This is a genomic window from Klebsiella sp. CN_Kp106, from assembly GCF_040064575.1.
Taxonomy (GTDB): domain Bacteria; phylum Pseudomonadota; class Gammaproteobacteria; order Enterobacterales; family Enterobacteriaceae; genus Klebsiella; species Klebsiella michiganensis.
The window spans coordinates 1-19,552 of sequence record NZ_JBEAIG010000069.1 but is presented as its reverse complement, the minus strand read 5'-3'; the positions used below and the strand labels follow the sequence as shown (position 1 = coordinate 19,552).

Here is a 19,552-nt window from a genome sequence, read left to right as displayed (position 1 = left end):
GCATTTCCCGGGGCGCAGACAGAGGTGACCTTGTAGCCCGGCTAAGCGCAGCGCAAGCCGGGAAGCAGCAGCGCCGCCGCCGGGAAAACCGATCTTGGCCCCTTTCAACCCGCATCCAGAGGCGCTAACATAGCGCCTCTTTTTTCCGGGCAATGAAAAAACAATATGCGTGTATTACTGGCGCCGATGGAAGGCGTGCTCGATTCGCTGGTGCGCGAGCTGCTGACCGAAGTGAATGATTACGATCTCTGCATCACCGAATTCTTGCGCGTGGTGGATCAGCTCCTGCCGGTAAAATCGTTCTACAGACTGTGTCCGGAACTGCATAACAACAGCCTGACGCCGTCCGGCACCCGCGTGCGCGTGCAGCTGCTCGGGCAGTATCCGCAGTGGCTGGCGGAAAACGCCGCTCGCGCGGTCGAGCTCGGTTCCTGGGGCGTTGACCTTAACTGCGGCTGCCCGTCAAAGCTGGTGAACGGCAGCGGCGGCGGGGCGACGCTGCTCAAAGATCCCGAGCTTATCTATCGCGGCGCCAAAGCGATGCGCGAGGCGGTTCCCGGCCATCTGCCGGTCACGGTAAAAGTTCGGCTTGGCTGGGACAGCGGCGAGCGGCGGTTTGAAATTGCCGATGCGGTCCAGCAGGCGGGCGCCAGCGAGCTGGTGGTTCACGGCCGCACCAAAGAGGATGGCTATAAAGCGGAGCGCATTGACTGGCAGGCTATTGGCGAAATCCGTCAGCGCCTGACTATCCCGGTGGTGGCCAACGGTGAAATCTGGGACTGGCAAAGCGCCCAGGATTGCCTGGCCGCGACCGGCTGCGATGCGGTGATGATTGGCCGCGGCGCGCTGAACGTTCCAAACCTGAGCCGGGTGATAAAATATAACGAACCGCGTATGCCCTGGCCGCAGGTGGTCGAACTGCTGCAAAAATACACCCGTCTGGAAAAGCAGGGCGACACCGGCCTTTATCACGTCGCGCGGATAAAACAGTGGCTGAGCTATTTGCGTAAAGAGTACCTCGAAGCGGCTGACCTGTTCAGCGCGGTACGCACCCTACAGGATTCAACCAGCATAGCGCGCACGATTAACGACTGGCGTAGCTAAACTATCTGACCGGCATCACATTTTTTAGCTTGTCCCATTGAGATTACCCGGCGGACAGTGAAATACTCACTACCGATTGTTACTGCTCCGGCAGGCAAAACCTGATTTCCTGGCATCCGTCGGGGTCAGGTTTTTTTGTTTTTGGGGTTCATATGCAAATCGCCAAAGTACTTAATAATAATGTAGTGGTGGTTGTTGATGAGCAGCAGCGCGAACAGGTGGTCATGGGCCGAGGACTTGCCTTTCAGAAACGCGTTGGTGACTCTCTTGATGAAAGTAAAATTGAAAAGGTCTTCGCGCTGCAGAGCGATGAACTGGTTGGCCGTTTAGGTGAATTACTCAGTCAGATACCATTAGAAGTGATGACGACCTGCGATCGGATTATCGATCTGGCGCGCGGTCGTCTCGGGAAGTTACAGGATAGTTTGTACATTACCCTGACCGACCACTGCCACTTTGCGATTGAGCGGCAGAAGAAGGGCATCGCTATTCGTAATGTGCTGCTGTGGGAAATAAAGCGGCTGTATCCGAAGGAATTTGAGTTAGGGCAGGAGGCGCGGGCGATCGTCAGCAAACGGCTCGGGGTTGAACTGGCCGAAGATGAAGCGGGTTTTATCGCCCTGCATCTGGTCACGGCGCAGCTCAACAGCGAAATGCCGGAAGTGATGCACGTCACCCGGGTCATGCAGGAGATCCTGCAGCTGGTGAAGTATCAGCTGACGCTGAACTACGACGAAGAGTCGCTGAGCTACCAGCGCTTTGTCACCCATCTCAAGTTTTTCGCCCAGCGTATGCTGACGCGAACGGTGGTCGAAGATGATGATGTGACGCTGCACAGCGCGGTAAAGGATAACTACCCTAAAGCGTGGAAGTGTGCGGAAACCGTCGCGCGGCACCTGCAAAAGAGCTACCAGCGGCCGCTGACGACGGAAGAAATTATGTTTCTCGCCATTCATATTGAGCGGGTGAGAAAAGAGGGACGCTAAGCGCCGATCGGGCCTGGCGCATAGCTCCCGCGCTACAACTGGATTGTTACTGCATTACGCAGGCAAAACCTGAGCGCAACGCCTACACGGCGTTGTTCTCGGGTTTTTTTATTTTTAATACTCAGTTAACGATGCCTGCGGGCAGCGGAAGTAAGGAAAAACAGCATGGAATATAAAGCACTCGCGCAGGATATTCTCAGCCGGGTTGGTGGCAAAGAGAATATTGTGAGTCTGGTTCACTGCGCAACGCGGCTGCGTTTTAAGCTCAAAGATAGCAAGAAGGCGGATGCCGAAGGACTGAAGGCGAATCCTGGCGTCATCATGGTGGTGGAAAGCGGCGGCCAGTTTCAGGTGGTCATCGGTAACCACGTGCACGATGTCTGGCTGGCGGTGCGCAGCGAAGCCGGGCTGACGGATGACAGCGAGCCGGTGGCGGTGAAAGGCGAAAAAGTATCAATTATCGGCCAGCTTATCGACGTGGTTTCCGGTATTTTCACCCCGTTTATCGGCGTCCTGGCGGCCTCGGGGATCCTCAAAGGGCTGCTGGCGCTGGCGGTGGTTTGCGGCTGGTTAACGACGCAGCAGGCAACCTACAAAATCTGGTTTGCCGCCAGCGATGCGCTGTTCTTCTTTTTCCCGCTGTTTCTCGGCTATACCGCCGGTAAGAAATTTGGCGGCAACGCCTTTATTACCATGGTGATTGGCGGCGCGTTAACCCACCCGCTGATGATTCAATCTTTTGACGCCAGTATGGCGCCTGACGCCGCGACGGAGTATTTCCTTGGGATTCCGGTGACCTTTATCAATTACAGTTCATCGGTCATCCCGATTATCCTCGCCTCGTGGGTGAGCTGCTGGATTGAGCGGCGCAGCAACGCGATACTGCCCTCGTCGATGAAGAACTTCTTTACCCCGGCGATTTGCCTGGCCGTGGTCGTCCCGCTCACGTTTCTGATTATCGGCCCGGTTGCGACCTGGCTGAGCCAGCAGCTGGCCAACGGCTATCAGCTTATCTATCAGGTTGCGCCCTGGCTTGCCGGCGCGGCGATGGGGGCGCTGTGGCAGGTGTGCGTCATCTTTGGGCTGCACTGGGGCCTGATACCGTTAATGATTAACAACCTTGCCGTGCTTGGCCATGATTCGATGATGCCGATGCTGCTGCCGGCGGTGATGGGGCAGGTTGGCGCCGCGCTGGGGATTTTCCTGCGCACCCGCGATGCGCGGCAAAAAGTGCTGGCGGGCTCGGCGGTATCCGCGGGGATCTTCGGCGTGACCGAGCCGGCGATTTATGGGCTGAATCTGCCGCTCCGCCGTCCGTTTATCTTCGGCTGCGTCGCTGGCGCCATCGGCGGCGCGATTGTCGGCTTTAGCGACAGCCACGTCTATTCTTTCGGTTTCGGTAATATTTTCACCCTGGCGCAGATGATCCCGCCGCAGGGCATTGACGCCACGGTATGGGGCGGCGCGCTGGGGACGGTTGCCGCTTTAATTATCGCCTGCGTTCTCACGTTAGTCGCCGGGCTGCCGCGCAGCACCGCTGAACAGGCGGCCGTTGTGGTGGCTCCGGCCTCGGAAAATGACATCCTGGCGCCGATGACCGGCAGCGTACTGGCGTTGGATCAGGTTCCCGATAGCACCTTCGCCAGCGGTTTACTTGGCCAGGGCGTGGCGATTATCCCCTCAGTGGGCAAAGTTATTGCGCCGTTCTCGGGCGAGGTCGCCTCGATTTTTCAGACGAAACATGCCATCGGTCTGCTGAGCGATAGCGGAATCGAGCTGCTCATCCACGTGGGCATCGACACCGTCAAGCTCGATGGCGCACCGTTCACCGCCCACGTTAAAGAGGGCGACAAAATCAAAGCGGGCGATCTGCTGCTGGAGTTTGACCGTCAGGCGATTCTGAACGCCGGTTACGATCTGGCGACGCCCATTATTATCAGCAACAGCGACGATTTTCGTGCTCTCGACATCGTATCCGCCAGCGCGGTGGATGCCGGTCAGCCGCTGTTGTCCGTAAGCCGTTAATCACAGGAGAGAGATGAATGAAGACATTCCCACAGGCGTTTTTATGGGGCGGCGCGACCGCGGCAAACCAGGTTGAAGGCGCTTATCTGGAAGACGGGAAGGGATTAACCACTTCTGACGTCCAGCCGCGCGGCGTATTTGGCGACGTCGTAGAACGCGTGCCTGGCGATAGCGGTATAAAAGATGTTGCTATCGATTTTTACCATCGTTATCCGGAGGATATCAGCCTCTTTGCCGAGATGGGCTTTAACTGCCTGCGCGTATCCATTGCCTGGGCGCGTATTTTCCCTGAGGGCGATGAGGCGCAGCCAAACGAAGCCGGGCTGGCCTTTTACGATAAGCTGTTTGATGAAATGGCGAAGCACAATATTACTCCGCTGGTGACCCTGTCCCACTATGAGATGCCGTGGGCGCTGGTGAAAAACTACGGCGGCTGGGGCAATCGCAAAGTCATTGGCTTCTTCGAACGCTACGCCCGCACGGTGTTTGCTCGCTACCAGGCGAAGGTCAAACTGTGGCTGACCTTTAATGAAATCAATATGTCCCTGCACGCGCCGATGACCGGCGTCGGTCTGCCGGCCGACAGCAGCAAGGCTGAAGTCTATCAGGCCATTCATCATCAGCTGGTGGCGAGCGCGCTGGCGGCTAAGGCCTGCCATGACATCGTGCCTGAGGGCAAAATCGGCAACATGCTGCTCGGCGGCCTGATGTATCCGCTGAGCTGCAAACCGGACGATATTTTTGAAACCCTGCAGCAGAACCGCAGCTGGCAGTTCTTTGGCGATGTCCAGTGCAGCGGCGCTTACCCGGGCTATATGCTGCGCTATTTCCGCGACAACGGCATTAGCCTTGAGATCGCCGATGCCGATCGCGAAGCCCTGAAAGAGACCGTCGATTTTATCTCCTTCAGCTACTATATGACCGGCTGCGTGACCGCCGACGAAGAGCTGAACAAAAAATCGCGCGGCAATATTCTCAGCATGGTGCCGAACCCGCACCTGGCAAGCTCGGAGTGGGGCTGGCAGATTGACCCCCTCGGCCTGCGCACGCTGCTGAACGTGCTGTGGGATCGCTATCAGAAGCCGCTGTTTATCGTGGAAAACGGCCTGGGCGCAAAGGATAAGGTGGAAGCCGACGGCAGCATCAACGACGATTACCGGATCAGCTACCTTAACGACCATCTGGTGCAGGCTCGTGAGGCAATAGAGGACGGCGTTGAGCTGATGGGCTACACCAGCTGGGGGCCTATCGACCTGGTGAGCGCGTCGAAGGCGGAGATGTCCAAACGCTATGGCTTTATCTACGTCGATCGCGACGATGAAGGCAACGGCACCCTGGCGCGCAGCCGCAAGAAGAGCTTCTGGTGGTATAAAGAGGTAATCGCCACCAACGGCGGCAGCTTAAAAGAGTAATGCCCTGAGCACGAAGCTAACATCAGCCTTATGGCCCGGATAACTTCCGGGCCTTTTTGCGTATTACGCCGGCTTGCGCGCGCGCAGGAGAAAAATCATCGGCCGCTCTTTTTCTTCATCCAGCGCCGGCTGAGCGGCAATCTGCTCCGCCGTCGGTCCCCACTCATCCAGATGCTCGATGATAAAACCGGCGGCGATCAGCTGGTTTATCCAGCTGGACAGCTTGCGATGCTGCTTTTTCACCCCGTCGGCAAACCAGTTGCTGATGCGCTCGCCCTCCTGCTGGTAGTGGCTCACCGGCCAACTTTTCTGCCCGTTCTCATCTTCCTGCCAGCCCTGACGCGGCGGGGCGGTATAGATGGGATGCTCGGCGGAGAACAGCAGCGTGCCGCCGGGCGTCAGCGCCCGGTAAACGGTGGCGAACAGCGGCGCCACGTCGGGCAGATAGTGCAGCGCCAGCGAGCTATAGACCAGCTCGCAGCTATCGGCGGGCAGGGTAAGCGTCTGAAGATCTTCGCAGCGATAGCGGATACCTTCGCCCTCCGTCATTTCGCGGGCGCGCTCCAGCATTCGGCTGGAGAGATCCAGCCCGTCCACCTGCGCGGCGCCCTGGTCGCGGGCCCAGCGGCAAAACCAGCCGTAGCCGCAGCCAAGATCGACGACGCGTAAACCGGATAACGGCGGAAGCATTTGCTGAAGGGTCGGCCACTCGGGCGCGCCTTCCAGCCCTTTGACTGAACGGTCGAGGGTGGCGTATCCGGCAAAAAAAGCGGGATCGTCATAGATGTTCTGACTCATTGTCACTCCATGAGAAGTTTATTTTTAGTCTGCTAATAGTTACGGCACACGCTTTACTAAACGGCAAGGATGCAAGTAGCTTAATATACCCGACCTTATTTAATCATCTGACCGATTTCATGAACCTGACTTTGAGCAAACGCGCGTTGGCTGGCCTGCCACTGGTTATCGCGCTGGCGGGCTGCGCGCCATCGCACGATACTGGCAAGCCGCTCCAGCAGCAAACCCCGGCATCCCACGTCGCAACGGAACTGCCCGCCGCCGTGAAAAACGGCTGGCCGCAGAGCAACTGGTGGCAGGATTACCATGACCCTCAGCTCAATAGCCTGATTCAGCGTGCCTTAGCCAATGCGCCGGACATGCAGATTGCCGAACAGCGCATCAGGCTGGCGGAAGCGCAGGCACGGATGTCGCAATCCAGCCTGGGACCGAACCTGGATTTTTCCGCCGATATTGAACGGCAGAAAATGTCCTCCGAGGGGCTGATGGGGCCGTTTGCCACCGATACCGACGGCAATACCGGGCCGTGGTACACCAACGGCACCTTCGGACTGACCGCCGGATGGGATCTGGACCTGTGGGGTAAAAACCGCGCGCTGCTTAAAGCGCGCATCGGTGAAGTCAAAGCTCAGGTTGCCGAAGAAGCCCAGACCCGCGAACTGCTGGCCGGCAGCGTCGCCCGCCTTTACTGGCAGTGGCAGACCGAAGCGGCCATTAAAAACGTGCTGACGCAGGTGAAGCGCGAACAGAATAATGTCGTTACCGTGGATACTGCGCTGTATCAACGCGGGATCACCAACTCGGCCGAAGGGGCCGAGAACGATATTAACGTCAGTAAAACCGATCAGCAGCTCGCCGACGTGGCGGGCAATATGAAGGAGATTGAAGCGCGGCTGATGGCGCTGACCAACAGCCAGAGCCAGGCGCTGAATCTTCATCCGGCGGATTTACCCGCCGTCAGCGCGCAAATGCCCAACCAGCTGGGATATGAGCTGCTGGCGCGACGCCCTGACCTGCAGGTCGCCCACTGGTATATCGAGGCTTCATTAAGCGAAGTTGATGCCGCGAAAGCCGCGTTTTATCCGGATATCAACCTGATGGCCTTCCTGCAGCAGGATGCCCTGCATCTCAGCGATCTGTTCCGCCACTCTGCCCAGCAGATGGGCGTCACCGCCGGGCTGACCCTGCCGATCTTTGATAGCGGCCGCCTGAACGCGAATCTGGATATCGCCAGCGCGCAAAATGGCCTGTCGATAGCGAAGTACAACAAAGCGGTGGTCGATGCGGTTAATCAGGTGGCGAAAACCGCCAGCCAGATGGAAACGCTGATGGCGAAAAATCAGCAGCAGCAGCAGGTTGAAAAAGATGCTCAGCGGATGGTCGCGCTGGCGCAGGCGCGGATGAACGCAGGGATTATTTCCGGCTCGCGCGTCAGCCTGGCGAAGCTGCCGGCGCTGCAGGAGCGCGTCACCGCGCTGCGCCTGCACGGCCAGTGGCTTGATGCCAGCATCCAACTGACCTCCGCGCTGGGCGGCGGATATCATCAGGCGGCGAAGTAGTTCTGTTTCCCCGGCTCGCGCTGCGCTTAGCCGGGCTACAGGCCCATGCGATCTGTGGGGTTGTCGCCCGGATAAGGCGTTTACGCCGCCATCCGGGAACTCTCGTCACTCTTTCTTCTTTGCCTCGCGGCGCTTTAGCCACCAGTGCGCCGCAACCACCAGCACCACCGCCAGAATCAGCCAGATCCAGTGCTTCAGATGCGCATCCAGATGATGCAGCCACGGGCCAATCGCTTCCCCGCCGAGATAGCCGAGCGTGGTAAAAATTAACGCCCAGATAATCGCGCCGACAATATTCAGCGGCAGAAACACCTTCGGCGGCAGGCGGCTGGCGCCAATCAGCAGCGGGCCGATAACCCGAAAGCCGTACATAAAGCGGGTGCCGATGACAAACAGGTAGGGGCGACGCTGGATCATCCGCTGGGCCTTTTGGATCCGCTTTTTCTGGCGTGCGAATCGCCGCAGAATCCGTCCGCCAAAGCGCCTGCCGAGTAAATAAAGCAGCTGATCGCCAATCATCCCCCCGAGGGCGACCGAGATAACCACCAGCCAGAACTTCAATAATCCCTGATGTGCCGCCACGCCGCCGAGCAGCGTGATGGTTTCGCCTTCCGCCACGCTGCCAATGACCAGCGCCGCGTAGCCGTACTGGGAAATCAGGTTATTGATATCCATATAAAGATTAACTCCATAAAACGTCAGTCCCTTAATCATACACCCTGATGATAAAAATGCGGGGGAAGCGCATTTTTCTCGCTGTACACAAAATAATCTACAAGGTGAATTATACTTGGATCAGTGCTGTACCACGCCGTGACAAGGGGGACGCTATGAACCATGTCTGGGGGCTCTTCTCTCATCCTAATCAAGAGATGAGCGTTATTAAAAGCGAAAACGAAACCGTTTCGCATCACTATACGCACCATGTGCTGGTCATGGCGGCGGTTCCGGTTATCTGCGCCTTTATCGGCACCACGCAGCTGGGCTGGAACTTCGGCGACGGCACGGTGGTAAAACTGTCGCTGATGACCGGGCTGGCCCTGGCGGTGCTGTTTTACGCCGTGATGCTCGCCGGGGTTGCGGTGATGGGGCGGGTTATCTGGTGGATGGCGCGAAGCTATCCGCAGCGGCCTTCCCTTAAGCGCTGTATGGTTTTCGCCGGCTATGTCGCCACGCCGCTTTTCCTCAGCGGGCTCGTGGCGCTCTATCCGCTGGTGTGGCTGTGCGCGCTGGTCGGGACCGTCGCGCTGCTTTACACCGGCTATCTGCTGTATCTCGGTATTCCCACGTTCCTGGGGATTAACAAAGAAGAGGGGTTGAGCTTCGCCAGCTCGACTCTGGCGATAGGGGTGCTGGTGCTGGAAGTGCTGCTGGCGATCACCGTTATTCTCTGGGGATACGGATATCGGCTCTTCTGATTTAACTCATTGCCGGCATAAATAGATTTTTATGTCGGCAATGCAGCATTTGTTCACGATTCTTATTAGCCAGCTCGCGTTCTGACAAGGTATGATGATTTTTGCCAGCGGCGTCATCACCCCAGCGCCGCGGCGTACGTTCATAACGTGCAAAAATACTTTTCAGAATGTTCACGATGACCAAATTTCGAGTTTCTTTGCTCAGCCTGACGTTGCTGCTGGCTGTGCCTTTTGCGCCCCAGGCGTTGGCTAAAACCTCCACGGCGGTGACCGCCTCCCAGCCGGATATCGCTTCCGGCAGTGCGATGATCGTCGACCTTGCCAGCAAAAAAATCATCTATGCCAGCCAGCCGGACCTGGTTCGCCCGATGGCGTCGATCACCAAGGTGATGACCGCGATGGTGGTGCTTGATGCCCATCTGCCGCTGGATGAGATGCTGACCGTTGATATCAGCCAGACGCCTGAAATGAAAGGGATCTATTCACGGGTGCGCCTGAACAGCCAAATCAGCCGCCGCAATATGCTGCTGCTGGCGCTGATGTCGTCGGAAAACCGCGCCGCCGCCAGCCTGGCGCACCATTATCCGGGCGGCTACGACGCCTTTATCCGCGCGATGAACGCCAAGGCGCAGGCGCTGGGGATGACCCGCACCCGCTACGTTGAGCCCACCGGTCTGTCGATTCATAACGTCTCTACCGCCCGCGATCTGACTAAGCTGCTGATCGCCAGCGAGCAGTATCCGCTGATTGGCCAGCTGAGTACCACTAAAGAAGATATGGCGACATTCGCCCATCCGGCGTATACGCTGCCGTTCCGCAATACCAACCATCTGGTCTACCGCGATAACTGGAATATTCAGCTGACCAAAACCGGCTTTACTAACGCGGCGGGCCACTGCCTGATTATGCGTACGGTGATTAATCAGCGCCCGGTGGCGCTGGTGGTGATGGATGCGTTTGGCAAATATACCCACTTCGCCGACGCCAGCCGCCTGAGAACGTGGATTGAAACGGGAAAAGTGATGCCGGTTCCGGCTTCCGCGCTCAGCTATAAAAAGCAGCGTGAAGCGCAGATGGCCGATGCGATGCTGAAAGGCGGCGCGCAGACCGCGCAGAACGATTAACCCCCATTTCCCCGGATTACGGCGTAAACGCCTTATCCGGGCTACCGAACCGCGCTGTACCGTAGCCCGGCTAAGCGCAGCGCGAGCCGGGGGGTTACTCCGGCAGCGTCCAGTCGCCATCGCCGAGCGGGCGCTGCATAATCAAGGTATCCCGCCAGTCGCCCATCTTATAGCCGACGCTGCGCAGCTGACCCGCCACGCTAAAACCGAACTTTTTATGAATCGCAATCGACCCGGCGTTACTGTGGCCGTCGCCGATAATCGCCAGCATTTGTCGCCACGGTCCCTGTTCGCATTTCTCAATTAACCGGGAGAGCAGGGCGCTGCCGATACCGCGTCCCCCCATTCCCGCCTCAACGTAAATCGACTCTTCCAGGGTGTAGCGGTAGGCCGGACGCGGGCGGTAAAAGGTGGCGTAGCAGTAGCCGACGATGGTGCCGCGCCACAGGGCAACCAGCCACGGCAGCCCGCTATCGCGCACGGTTTTGATTCGCTTGCGCATCTCATCCACGGTTGGCGGGATCTCTTCAAAAGAGGCGCGTCCATTGAGCACGTGCCAGACGTACAGCGCGGCGATAGCGTGGGCGTCATCGGGCAGCGCTTCGCGGATCTCTAAGTCAGCGTCGTGTAGCTTATCCACTGCGGACATGATGGGTTAATTCCTTAAACGGGTTTGCCGGAGAGGAAATTTCTCCGGCGTGCAGCGTAATACAGAAGCCCCGCGGCTGAACAGTCCCCCGTGCGGATTATTGCGGTTCGGTCGCGCTCGTCGGTTTATCCTGCGCTTCGCCCCAGTATTTTTGCTTACTGGTTTTGCCAATCCCCGGGTTCATGCTGTTGGTGGGATCGTTTTCGCGATAGAAGCGTTTTAAGCTTTCCGGCGCTTCATACAGATGGCCGACGTTATGCTCGGCCGGATATTGGGCGCCCCGCTCCTTCAGCAGCACCAGCATTTTCTCTTTCAGTTCGTGGGCATCGACGCCTTTTTTCACGATGTAATCCTGATGGAAAACGTGGCACATAAAGTGACCGTAATAGAGCTTATGCACCAGCTGGCTATCGATATCGGCGGGAAGATGCTCAAACCATTCGGTGTCGTTACGGCGCAGGGCGATGTCCAGCGCCAGAATATCTTCCACCTCATCGGCGTGAACCGCCTGGTAGCGGATCGCCGCACCCGCGGCGGCAAAGCGGTGCAGGAAGGCTTTGCTGCCTTCTTCTGCGGTGCAGACGAAGAAATCCCCTTCGGCATTCTGGAAATATTCCCCGAGCCAGGCCTGAGCCTCTTCGATGCCGTCGCCCGCCATTTTCAGCAGCAGATGGTGTTCGTATTTATCGCGCCAGGTTTTCATTCGCTCCGGCAGATGCGACGGGAAGACGTGACCCAGCTTTTGCATAAAGCGGTCGGTGAAGTGCGGCTTAAACAGCGACACTTTCTCCAGCATCGCGTCGGTGCGGCCCTTCATGGTAAAGAAGAACGGCATTTTATCGGTGCCGAGCTTGTCGATCATCAGGAAGGTGTCTTTCCCGTACTGCTCGGCGATGTCGTAAATATCGCGGTGCATATACTCGCCCGCCACCGGCAGATGGTTGAACTCGGCGAGAATATGGCGGCGAATTTCGGTCAGCACGTCCGGGCGGTTGGTGCCGATGTAGAACACCTGCTGGCGTTTTTCCGCCGGGAAGGTATCGAGGCGCACGGCGAACACCGCCAGCTTGCCGGCGCAGCCCGAGGATTCAAACAGGCGGTCCGGGTCGGCGTTGTAGCGCGCCGGGGTATCGGCATTCACGTCGCGCACGCGGGTGACGTAATCATGATCGTGGGCGTGGCGGCCATCGTGGCGCACATCTTCATCTTTAACCCGTTCGTCGTCGAGGCGGCTGAGGATTTGCTCCGGCGTGGTGCCGAGGTCAATGCCGAGGTGGTTCACCAGCGTCAGCTTGCCGTTTTGATCAATTTGCGCGTACAGCGACATTTCGGTATACGCCGGGCCGCGCTGTACCAGCGAGCCGCCGGAGTTGTTGCAGATCCCGCCGACCACCGATGCCCCGATGCAGGATGAACCAATGACCGAGTGCGGTTCGCGACCCAGCGGCTTCAGCGCTTTTTCCAGCGAATAGAGCGTCGTGCCGGGATAAGCCAGCACCTGCTCGCCTTTATCCAGCAGATGCAGTTTATCCAGGCGCAGGGTGCTGATAATAACGATATCGCGGTCATAATCGTTACCGTTCGGCGTTGAGCCTTCGGTCAGGCCGGTGTTGGCCGCCTGCATCAGAATGATTTTATCGGCGTTGACGCAGGCGTTCAGCACGCGCCACAGCTCCAGCAGGGTACCGGGAAAGACTACCGCCAGCGCGTCGCCCTGGCCGGAGCGAAAGCCTTTACGGTAGCGCTGGGTTTTAGCCGGGTCGGTGAGCAGATGGGACGAGCCGACCAGACGGGCGAGTTCAGCCAGAAAAGCGTTGTTATAGGTTGTTGCAGATGACATGTTCCACTCCTTGTGGTGGTACAAAATTATCAAAAATAAGAATAGCGCTTTGTATGACAATTTGATGCATCAATGTTTCGAAAAATCAGAGAACAACGCGCGCTTTATTCAGGCGTCTCGTTTATGTTTATGGCAGACTTCGATTTTTGCTATCTTTTCGCCGATCTGGTCGACTGGAACAATGAGGGATAAAAATGAAATGGCTTTGTACTGTAGGCGTCGCTGTGAGCCTGGCGCTGCAACCGGCGCTGGCGGATGAATTGTTCGGCAATCATCCCCTAACGCCGCAGGCGCGGGATGCGTTTGTGACGGAACTGCTGACGAAAATGACGGTGGATGAAAAAATCGGTCAGCTGCGCTTAATTAGCGTCGGCCCGGATAACCCGAAAGAGGCCATCCGCGAGATGATCAAAGAAGGCCAGGTGGGGGCGATTTTTAACACCGTGACCCGCCATGATATCCGCATTATGCAGGATCAGGTGATGGAACTCAGCCGCCTGAAAATCCCGCTCTTTTTCGCCTATGACGTGCTCCACGGCCAGCGTACCGTCTTTCCGATTAGCCTTGGCCTGGCCTCCTCTTTTAACCTCGACGCGGTGAACACCGTCGGGCGGGTGTCGGCTTACGAAGCGGCCGATGATGGCCTGAACATGACCTGGGCGCCGATGGTCGACGTCTCCCGCGATCCGCGCTGGGGCCGCGCTTCGGAAGGGTTCGGGGAAGATACCTACCTGACCACCGAGATGGGCAGGGCGATGGTGGAGTCGATGCAGGGGAAAAGCCCGGCAGATCGCTACTCGGTGATGACCAGCGTCAAGCACTTTGCCGCCTACGGCGCGGTCGAAGGCGGCAAAGAGTACAACACCGTTGATATGAGCCCGCAGCGCCTGTTCAACGACTATATGCCGCCCTACAAAGCGGGGCTGGATGCGGGCAGCGGCGCTGTTATGGTGGCGCTCAACTCGCTCAACGGTACCCCGGCGACCTCCGACGCCTGGCTGCTTAAGGACGTGCTGCGCGACCAGTGGGGCTTTAAAGGCATCACCGTCTCCGACCATGGCGCTATCAAAGAGCTGATCAAACACGGCGTGGCGTCGGACCCGGAAGACGCGGTGCGCGTGGCGCTGAAGTCCGGCATCAATATGAGCATGAGCGACGAGTACTACAGCAAGTATCTGCCGGGACTGGTGAAGTCCGGTAAGGTGACGATGGCGGAGCTGGATGACGCGACCCGCCACGTGCTGAACGTGAAATATGATATGGGCCTGTTTAACGACCCGTATAGCCACCTGGGGCCGAAAGATTCCGATCCGCAGGATACCAACGCCGAAAGCCGCCTGCATCGCAAAGAAGCGCGCGAAGTGGCGCGCGAAAGCCTGGTGCTGCTGAAAAACCGCCTCGATACGCTGCCGTTGAAAAAATCGGGCACTATCGCGGTAATCGGCGCGCTGGCCGACAGCAAGCGCGACATGATGGGCAGCTGGTCGGCGGCGGGCGTGGCCGATCAGTCGGTCACCGTGCTGACCGGTTTGCAGAACGCGCTGGGCGACAAAGGCAAGATTATCTATGCCAAAGGCGCTAACGTCACTGACGATAAAGGCATCGTCGACTTCCTCAATCTGTACGAGAAAGCGGTGCAGGTTGACTCGCGCTCGCCGCAGGAGATGATTGACGAAGCCGTGGCGGCGGCGAAGCAGTCCGACGTGGTGGTTGCCGTGGTGGGCGAGGCGCAGGGCATGGCCCACGAAGCCTCCAGCCGCACCGACATCACCCTGCCGCCGAGCCAGCGCGCCCTGATTAGCGCGCTGAAAGTGACCGGTAAACCGCTGGTGCTGGTGCTGATGAACGGTCGTCCGCTGGCGCTGGTGAAAGAGGATCAGCAGGCTGATGCGATCCTCGAAACCTGGTTTGCCGGTACCGAAGGCGGCAACGCCATTGCCGATGTGCTGTTCGGCGACTACAACCCGTCTGGCAAGCTGCCCATGTCCTTCCCGCGCTCGGTCGGGCAGATCCCGACCTACTACAGCCATCTCAACACCGGTCGCCCGTACAATGCGGATAAGCCAAACAAGTACACCTCGCGCTACTTTGATGAAGCCAACGGCCCGCTCTATCCGTTTGGCTACGGCCTGAGCTACACCACCTTTAGCGTTTCCGACGTGAAAATGTCGGCGCCGACCCTGCAGCGCGACGGCAGCGTGACCGCCAGCGTGCAGGTAACCAATACCGGCAAGCGCGAAGGGGCGACGGTGATTCAGCTTTATCTGCAGGACGTTACCGCCTCCATGAGCCGTCCGGTGAAAATGCTGCGCGGCTTTAAAAAGGTGACCCTCAAGCCGGGCGAGACGCAAACCGTCAGCTTCCCGATTGACGTTGAAGCGCTGAAGTTCTGGAACCAGCAGATGAAGTACGACGCCGAGCCGGGTAAATTCAACGTCTTTATCGGCGTCGACTCCGCCCGCGTGAAGCAGAGCGAGTTTGAACTGCTGTAATGGTGATTTGTCGCCCGGGTGAGGCTGCGGCCGCCACCCGGGAACAGGCATTCCTTACCCCAAAGGCCGATTTATCGGCCTTTTCTTTTTCCGCTCCGCCCCAAATGAACTACGCTTTTTGCTTAAGCTCCTGTTAATGGAGCGCAAATTAAAGAGGGACGCGAGGATGATTAAGGCAAGTATGTGGTCCGGCACGCTGGCGCTGGCGGCCCTGATAAGCCTGCCGCTGCAGGCGGCGGAGCCGGTTAAGGTCGGCTCAAAAATTGACACCGAAGGGGCGCTGCTCGGCAATATTATTTTGCAGGTTCTGGAAAACCACGGGGTGAAAACCGTCAATAAAATCCAGCTCGGCACCACCCCGGTGGTGCGCGGGGCGATAACCGCCGGTGAGCTGGACATTTACCCGGAATATACCGGCAACGGCGCGTTCTTCTTCAAAGAGGAGAACGACCCTGCGTGGAAAAACGCGCAGCAGGGATACGAAAAAGTTAAAAAGCTGGATGCGGAAAAGAATAAGCTCGTCTGGCTTACCCCGGCTCCGGCCAACAACACCTGGACTATCGCCGTCCGTCAGGATCTGGCGGAGAAAAACCACCTCGCCTCATTAAGCGACCTTGCCGGCTATCTGAAAAAGGGCGGTGACTTTAAGCTGGCCGCCTCGGCGGAATTTATTGAACGGCCGGACGCGCTGCCGGCGTTTGAAAAAGCCTACGACTTCACGCTCAAACAAAATCAGCTGCTGTCGCTGGCGGGCGGCGATACGGCGGTCACCATCAAAGCGGCGGCGCAGCAAACCTCCGGCGTGAATGCGGCGATGGCCTACGGTACCGATGGCCCGGTCGCCGCGCTGGGTTTGCAAACCCTGAGCGACCCGAAGGGCGTGCAGCCGATTTATGCGCCCACGCCGGTCGTACGTGAAGCGGTGTTAAAAGCGTATCCGCAGATAGCCGACTGGCTACAGCCGGTCTTCGCCAGCCTGGATGAAAAGACGCTGCAAAAGCTGAACGCCAGTATTGCGGTTGAAGGCCTGGATGCGAAGAAAGTCGCCGCCGACTATCTGCAACAGAAAGGGCTGCTGAAGTAGGGCGCGCGTGACCACTCGTTGCTGTAACCGGGTTGCGCTGCTGCTGGCATTCCTCCTGCTGCTGGCGATGGCGCTGCCGTTTATCAACTATGCGCCTAACCGGCTGTTATCCGGCGAGGGGCGCTGGCTATGGCAGGTCTGGCCGTGGCTGGCGGGCGTACTGGGGGCGGCAGGGCTGCTGATAGCGCTGCTGAGCTGGCGTCCCGGGCGTCTCCCGCTGCTGGTTATCTTCCTGCTGGCGGATCTGCTGCTGCCTTTATTGCTATGGGGAGCCGGCAGTGCGGCGGTACAGCTGGCTCAGAGCGGTTCTCCGCTGGCCCGCACCTCGCCGGGAAGCGGCCTGTGGCTGGCGCTGGCCCTGTGCCTGCTTATCGCCAGCGATGCCGTTCGTCGCCTGACGACCCGAGCCCTGTGGCGCTGGCTGCTGAACGCGCAGGTCTGGCTGCTGCCCGCGCTGCTGCTGGGGCTCGGCGCGCTCGATGGCCTCTCTTTGCTGAAAGAGTATTTCAATCGCCGCGAGGTGTTTGACGATGCGCTGTCCCAGCATGTGACGCTGCTGTTGGGGACCCTGCTGCCGGGGCTGCTGATTGGTTTGCCCGTTGGCGTCTGGCTCTGGCGCTACCCCCGCTGGCAATCGCCGGTTTTTGCCGTTCTCAACGTGATTCAGACCGTTCCCTCCGTCGCGCTTTTTGGCCTGCTTATCGCGCCGCTGGCCGGACTGGCGCGCCAGTTTCCGTCGCTGGCGCAGCTCGGCGTTTCCGGTACCGGCATCACGCCGGCGCTGATTGCGCTGGTGCTGTATGCGCTATTGCCGCTGGTGCGCGGGGTGACGATCGGCCTTCAGCAGGTGCCGCGCGAAGCGCTGGAGAGCGCGACGGCGATGGGGATGAGCGGCGTGCAGCGCTTTCGTCAGGTACAGCTACCGCTGGCGTTGCCGGTGTTGTTGCGCAGCCTGCGGGTGGTCAGCGTACAAACCGTGGGTATGGCGGTGGTGGCGGCCCTGATTGGCGCGGGCGGCTTCGGCGCGCTGGTTTTCCAGGGGCTGCTCAGCAGCGCGCTGGATCTGGTGCTGCTGGGGGTGATCCCGACCATCGCGCTGGCGGTGGTGGTGGATGCGTTATTCGCGCTGTGGGGCGCATTACTGAAAGGAGAGGCCCGTGATTGAGTTCGACGGCGTCAATAAAGCCTTTGCCGGAGAGCCTGCGGTGAAAAACCTCAATCTGCATCTGCGCGAGGGGGCATTTTCGGTGCTGATTGGCACCTCCGGCTCGGGGAAGTCGACCACGCTGAAGATGATTAATCGCCTGGTGGAGCACGACAGCGGGACGATCCGTTTCGCCGGGCAGGATATTCGCCAGCAGCCGGTGCTCGAACTGCGCCGCAGAATGGGCTACGCCATCCAGTCCATCGGCCTGTTCCCCCACTGGACGGTGGCGCAGAACATTGCCACCGTCCCGCAGTTGCAAAAGTGGTCGCGGCAGAAGACCCAGGCGCGGGTCGATGAGCTGATGGCCTTGCTGGGGCTGGAGCCGGGCCTGCGCGAACGCTACCCACATCAGCTTTCCGGCGGCCAGCAGCAGCGCGTCGGCGTGGCGCGCGCGCTGGCCGCCAACCCGGAAGTGCTGCTGATGGACGAACCCTTCGGCGCGCTCGATCCGGTGACGCGCGAAGCCTTGCAGCAGGAGATGATCCGCATTCATCGCCTGCTGGGACGCACTATTGTGCTGGTGACTCACGATATCGATGAGGCGCTGCGGCTGGCGGACCATCTGGTGTTGATGGACGGCGGCGAAGTGGTACAGCAGGGCGAGCCGCTGCAGATGCTGCTTGAGCCAAAAAATGCGTTTGTGGAGACGTTCTTTGGCCGTAGCGAACTGGGCGTGCGCCTGCTGTCGCTACGCGGCGTGAGTGATTATCTGCGCCGCGATGAGCGCCTGGCGGGGGACGCGTTGAACGTGACGATGACTCTGCGCGAGGCGCTGTCGCAGTTCGTTGCTCATCGCCGCGAGGTGCTGCCGGTGGTCGATGAGCAGGGAGAGGCCTGCGGGACGCTGCATTTTGCCGACCTGCTGCGCGAGGAGGCCCGGCGTGAAGGTGCTGCGTGATCCGCTGCTGTGGCTCAGCGCCATGTTTATCGCGCTGCTGCTGGCGTTGCCCTACAGCGCGCCGCTGTTCAGCGCGCTGTTTCCCGAACTGCCGCGTCCGGTTTATCAGCAGGAGAGTTTTGTTTCTCTTACCCTGGCGCACTTTTGGCTGGTGGCGCTCTCCAGCCTCGCGGCTACGGTGGTGGGCGTCGTCGCCGGGATTGCGGTCACCCGTCCGGCGGGGCATGAGTTTCGCCCGCTGGTGGAGACGATTGCCGCAATGGGGCAGACGTTTCCGCCGGTCGCGGTGCTGGCGATTGCGGTTCCGGTGATGGGGTTTGGCTGGCAGCCCGCGCTTATTGCGCTGGTGCTGTACGGCATCTTACCGGTTTTGCAGGGCACGCTGGCCGGGATTGGGGCGGTACCGTCCGGTGTGTTAGCTATCGCTCAGGGAATGGGGATGACCGGCTGGCAGAGGCTGATAAAAGTTGAGCTGCCGCTGGCGGCGCCGGTGATGCTGGCCGGGATTCGTACCTCGACCATCGTCAATATCGGTACGGCGACCATTGCTTCAACCGTCGGCGCGAATACGCTCGGCACGCCGATTGTTATCGGCCTCAGCGGATTTAATACCGCTTATGTGATTCAGGGGGCGCTGCTGGTGGCGCTGGCGGCGATTATCGTCGACCGGGGGTTTGAACGGCTGAACCGGCGAATCAGCCGACACCACCGCGAACAATAAATGAATAACCGGCCAGCATCACGCCGCCGATGCCGCTGATGGCCATAAATAAGAACAGGGTAATCACCGCAATTTTCGCTGGCTTCATAATAGGCTCCTGATGTTAACGCAGGGATTATACGGTGAAGCGCAGGTGTTAATAAAACATTAATTGCTTTTTAGCTACGACAACCACCCCCGGCTTGCGCTGCGCTTAGCCGGGCTACGGTTCATCACCGTCTGCGGGCCGGTAGCC

16 protein-coding genes and 1 pseudogene are annotated in these 19,552 nt (G+C 59.0%); 12 read left to right on the top strand and 5 right to left on the bottom strand.

Annotated features, from left to right (window positions below; all coding sequences use genetic code 11):
• Nucleotides 1–165: 165 nt before the first annotated feature.
• The 4 genes and pseudogenes from dusC (at nucleotide 166) to ascB (ending at nucleotide 5,527) form a co-directional block, all read left to right on the top strand.
• Nucleotides 166–1,104, top strand: coding sequence for a tRNA dihydrouridine(16) synthase DusC (gene dusC, locus ABLU96_RS23565; RefSeq protein ID WP_014230145.1), 939 nt, complete (start codon nucleotides 166–168; stop codon nucleotides 1,102–1,104).
• Nucleotides 1,105–1,256: 152 nt separating this feature from the next.
• Entirely contained in the window at nucleotides 1,257–2,090 is an 834-nt protein-coding gene (gene bglG, locus ABLU96_RS23560; RefSeq protein WP_004122830.1) for a transcriptional antiterminator BglG, read from the top strand.
• A gap of 53 nt (nucleotides 2,091–2,143) precedes the next feature.
• Nucleotides 2,144–4,115: pseudogene (bglF, locus tag ABLU96_RS23555) on the top strand (PTS beta-glucoside transporter subunit IIABC).
• Nucleotides 4,116–4,132: 17 nt separating this feature from the next.
• Nucleotides 4,133–5,527: a 6-phospho-beta-glucosidase gene (gene ascB / locus ABLU96_RS23550; protein WP_064404488.1), complete on the top strand. Its 1,395-nt coding sequence runs from the start codon at nucleotides 4,133–4,135 to the stop codon at nucleotides 5,525–5,527.
• 63 nt (nucleotides 5,528–5,590) lie between these two features.
• On the opposite strand, the gene ABLU96_RS23545 is transcribed toward ascB, so the two are convergent.
• Nucleotides 5,591–6,325: a class I SAM-dependent methyltransferase gene (locus ABLU96_RS23545; RefSeq protein WP_025106760.1), complete on the bottom strand. Its 735-nt coding sequence runs from the start codon at nucleotides 6,323–6,325 to the stop codon at nucleotides 5,591–5,593.
• Between the two features lie 119 nt (nucleotides 6,326–6,444).
• Here ABLU96_RS23545 and mdtQ point away from each other — a divergent pair, with 119 nt between their 5' ends.
• Nucleotides 6,445–7,884 carry a multidrug resistance outer membrane protein MdtQ gene (mdtQ, locus tag ABLU96_RS23540; protein ID WP_064404490.1) on the top strand — a complete coding sequence of 480 codons (1,440 nt, stop codon included), beginning with the start codon at nucleotides 6,445–6,447 and terminating at the stop codon, nucleotides 7,882–7,884.
• 105 nt (nucleotides 7,885–7,989) lie between these two features.
• Here mdtQ and ABLU96_RS23535 read toward each other — a convergent pair whose 3' ends face one another.
• A complete protein-coding gene (locus tag ABLU96_RS23535) occupies nucleotides 7,990–8,559 on the bottom strand; it encodes a DedA family protein (RefSeq protein WP_014230139.1) in 570 nt (189 codons plus the stop codon).
• A gap of 155 nt (nucleotides 8,560–8,714) precedes the next feature.
• On the opposite strand from ABLU96_RS23535, the gene ABLU96_RS23530 reads away from it, so the two are divergent.
• Together ABLU96_RS23530 and pbpG are read left to right on the top strand one after the other, a co-directional pair.
• Nucleotides 8,715–9,302 carry a Yip1 family protein gene (locus ABLU96_RS23530; RefSeq protein ID WP_004122818.1) on the top strand — a complete coding sequence of 196 codons (588 nt, stop codon included), beginning with the start codon at nucleotides 8,715–8,717 and terminating at the stop codon, nucleotides 9,300–9,302.
• A gap of 176 nt (nucleotides 9,303–9,478) precedes the next feature.
• Nucleotides 9,479–10,426 (top strand): D-alanyl-D-alanine endopeptidase, encoded by a 948-nt coding sequence (gene pbpG / locus ABLU96_RS23525; RefSeq protein ID WP_014230138.1) that lies wholly within the window; start codon nucleotides 9,479–9,481, stop codon nucleotides 10,424–10,426.
• 94 nt (nucleotides 10,427–10,520) lie between these two features.
• Here pbpG and ABLU96_RS23520 read toward each other — a convergent pair whose 3' ends face one another.
• Both ABLU96_RS23520 and dld read right to left on the bottom strand, forming a co-directional pair.
• On the bottom strand, nucleotides 10,521–11,075 hold the full coding sequence (locus ABLU96_RS23520; protein ID WP_004138576.1) for a GNAT family N-acetyltransferase: 555 nt from the start codon (nucleotides 11,073–11,075) through the stop codon (nucleotides 10,521–10,523).
• A gap of 97 nt (nucleotides 11,076–11,172) precedes the next feature.
• Entirely contained in the window at nucleotides 11,173–12,915 is a 1,743-nt protein-coding gene (gene dld, locus ABLU96_RS23515) for a D-lactate dehydrogenase (protein ID WP_064404492.1), read from the bottom strand.
• Between the two features lie 194 nt (nucleotides 12,916–13,109).
• On the opposite strand from dld, the gene bglX reads away from it, so the two are divergent.
• The 5 genes from bglX to ABLU96_RS23490 all read left to right on the top strand — a co-directional run bounded on the left by bglX (nucleotide 13,110) and on the right by ABLU96_RS23490 (nucleotide 19,317).
• Entirely contained in the window at nucleotides 13,110–15,407 is a 2,298-nt protein-coding gene (gene bglX, locus ABLU96_RS23510) for a beta-glucosidase BglX (protein ID WP_074189012.1), read from the top strand.
• Nucleotides 15,408–15,573: 166 nt separating this feature from the next.
• A complete protein-coding gene (locus ABLU96_RS23505) occupies nucleotides 15,574–16,491 on the top strand; it encodes an ABC transporter substrate-binding protein (RefSeq protein WP_049102896.1) in 918 nt (305 codons plus the stop codon).
• Nucleotides 16,492–16,498: 7 nt separating this feature from the next.
• Nucleotides 16,499–17,656, top strand: coding sequence for an ABC transporter permease (locus ABLU96_RS23500; RefSeq protein WP_049082271.1), 1,158 nt, complete (start codon nucleotides 16,499–16,501; stop codon nucleotides 17,654–17,656).
• Complete coding sequence (locus ABLU96_RS23495; protein WP_014230133.1) at nucleotides 17,649–18,596, top strand: ABC transporter ATP-binding protein; 948 nt, start codon at nucleotides 17,649–17,651, stop codon at nucleotides 18,594–18,596. The genes ABLU96_RS23500 and ABLU96_RS23495 overlap by 8 nt, the downstream gene beginning before the upstream one ends.
• On the top strand, nucleotides 18,580–19,317 hold the full coding sequence (locus ABLU96_RS23490) for an ABC transporter permease subunit (RefSeq protein ID WP_014230132.1): 738 nt from the start codon (nucleotides 18,580–18,582) through the stop codon (nucleotides 19,315–19,317). The genes ABLU96_RS23495 and ABLU96_RS23490 overlap by 17 nt, the downstream gene beginning before the upstream one ends.
• On the opposite strand, the gene ABLU96_RS23485 is transcribed toward ABLU96_RS23490, so the two are convergent.
• Entirely contained in the window at nucleotides 19,292–19,405 is a 114-nt protein-coding gene (locus ABLU96_RS23485; protein ID WP_004103838.1) for a protein YohO, read from the bottom strand. The genes ABLU96_RS23490 and ABLU96_RS23485 overlap by 26 nt on opposite strands.
• Between the last annotated feature and the right edge of the window lie 147 nt (nucleotides 19,406–19,552).

Excerpts from the sequence above, each read along its gene's own strand:
- dusC (WP_014230145.1), top strand. The coding sequence starts at position 166 with ATGCGTGTATTACTGGCGCCGATGGAAGGCGTGCTCGATTCGCTGGTG.
- bglG (WP_004122830.1), top strand. The coding sequence starts at position 1,257 with ATGCAAATCGCCAAAGTACTTAATAATAATGTAGTGGTGGTTGTTGAT.
- ascB (WP_064404488.1), top strand. The coding sequence starts at position 4,133 with ATGAAGACATTCCCACAGGCGTTTTTATGGGGCGGCGCGACCGCGGCA.
- ABLU96_RS23545 (WP_025106760.1), bottom strand. The coding sequence starts at position 6,325 with ATGAGTCAGAACATCTATGACGATCCCGCTTTTTTTGCCGGATACGCC.
- mdtQ (WP_064404490.1), top strand. The coding sequence starts at position 6,445 with ATGAACCTGACTTTGAGCAAACGCGCGTTGGCTGGCCTGCCACTGGTT.
- ABLU96_RS23535 (WP_014230139.1), bottom strand. The coding sequence starts at position 8,559 with ATGGATATCAATAACCTGATTTCCCAGTACGGCTACGCGGCGCTGGTC.
- ABLU96_RS23530 (WP_004122818.1), top strand. The coding sequence starts at position 8,715 with ATGAACCATGTCTGGGGGCTCTTCTCTCATCCTAATCAAGAGATGAGC.
- pbpG (WP_014230138.1), top strand. The coding sequence starts at position 9,479 with ATGACCAAATTTCGAGTTTCTTTGCTCAGCCTGACGTTGCTGCTGGCT.
- ABLU96_RS23520 (WP_004138576.1), bottom strand. The coding sequence starts at position 11,075 with ATGTCCGCAGTGGATAAGCTACACGACGCTGACTTAGAGATCCGCGAA.
- dld (WP_064404492.1), bottom strand. The coding sequence starts at position 12,915 with ATGTCATCTGCAACAACCTATAACAACGCTTTTCTGGCTGAACTCGCC.
- bglX (WP_074189012.1), top strand. The coding sequence starts at position 13,110 with ATGAAATGGCTTTGTACTGTAGGCGTCGCTGTGAGCCTGGCGCTGCAA.
- ABLU96_RS23505 (WP_049102896.1), top strand. The coding sequence starts at position 15,574 with ATGATTAAGGCAAGTATGTGGTCCGGCACGCTGGCGCTGGCGGCCCTG.
- ABLU96_RS23485 (WP_004103838.1), bottom strand. The coding sequence starts at position 19,405 with ATGAAGCCAGCGAAAATTGCGGTGATTACCCTGTTCTTATTTATGGCC.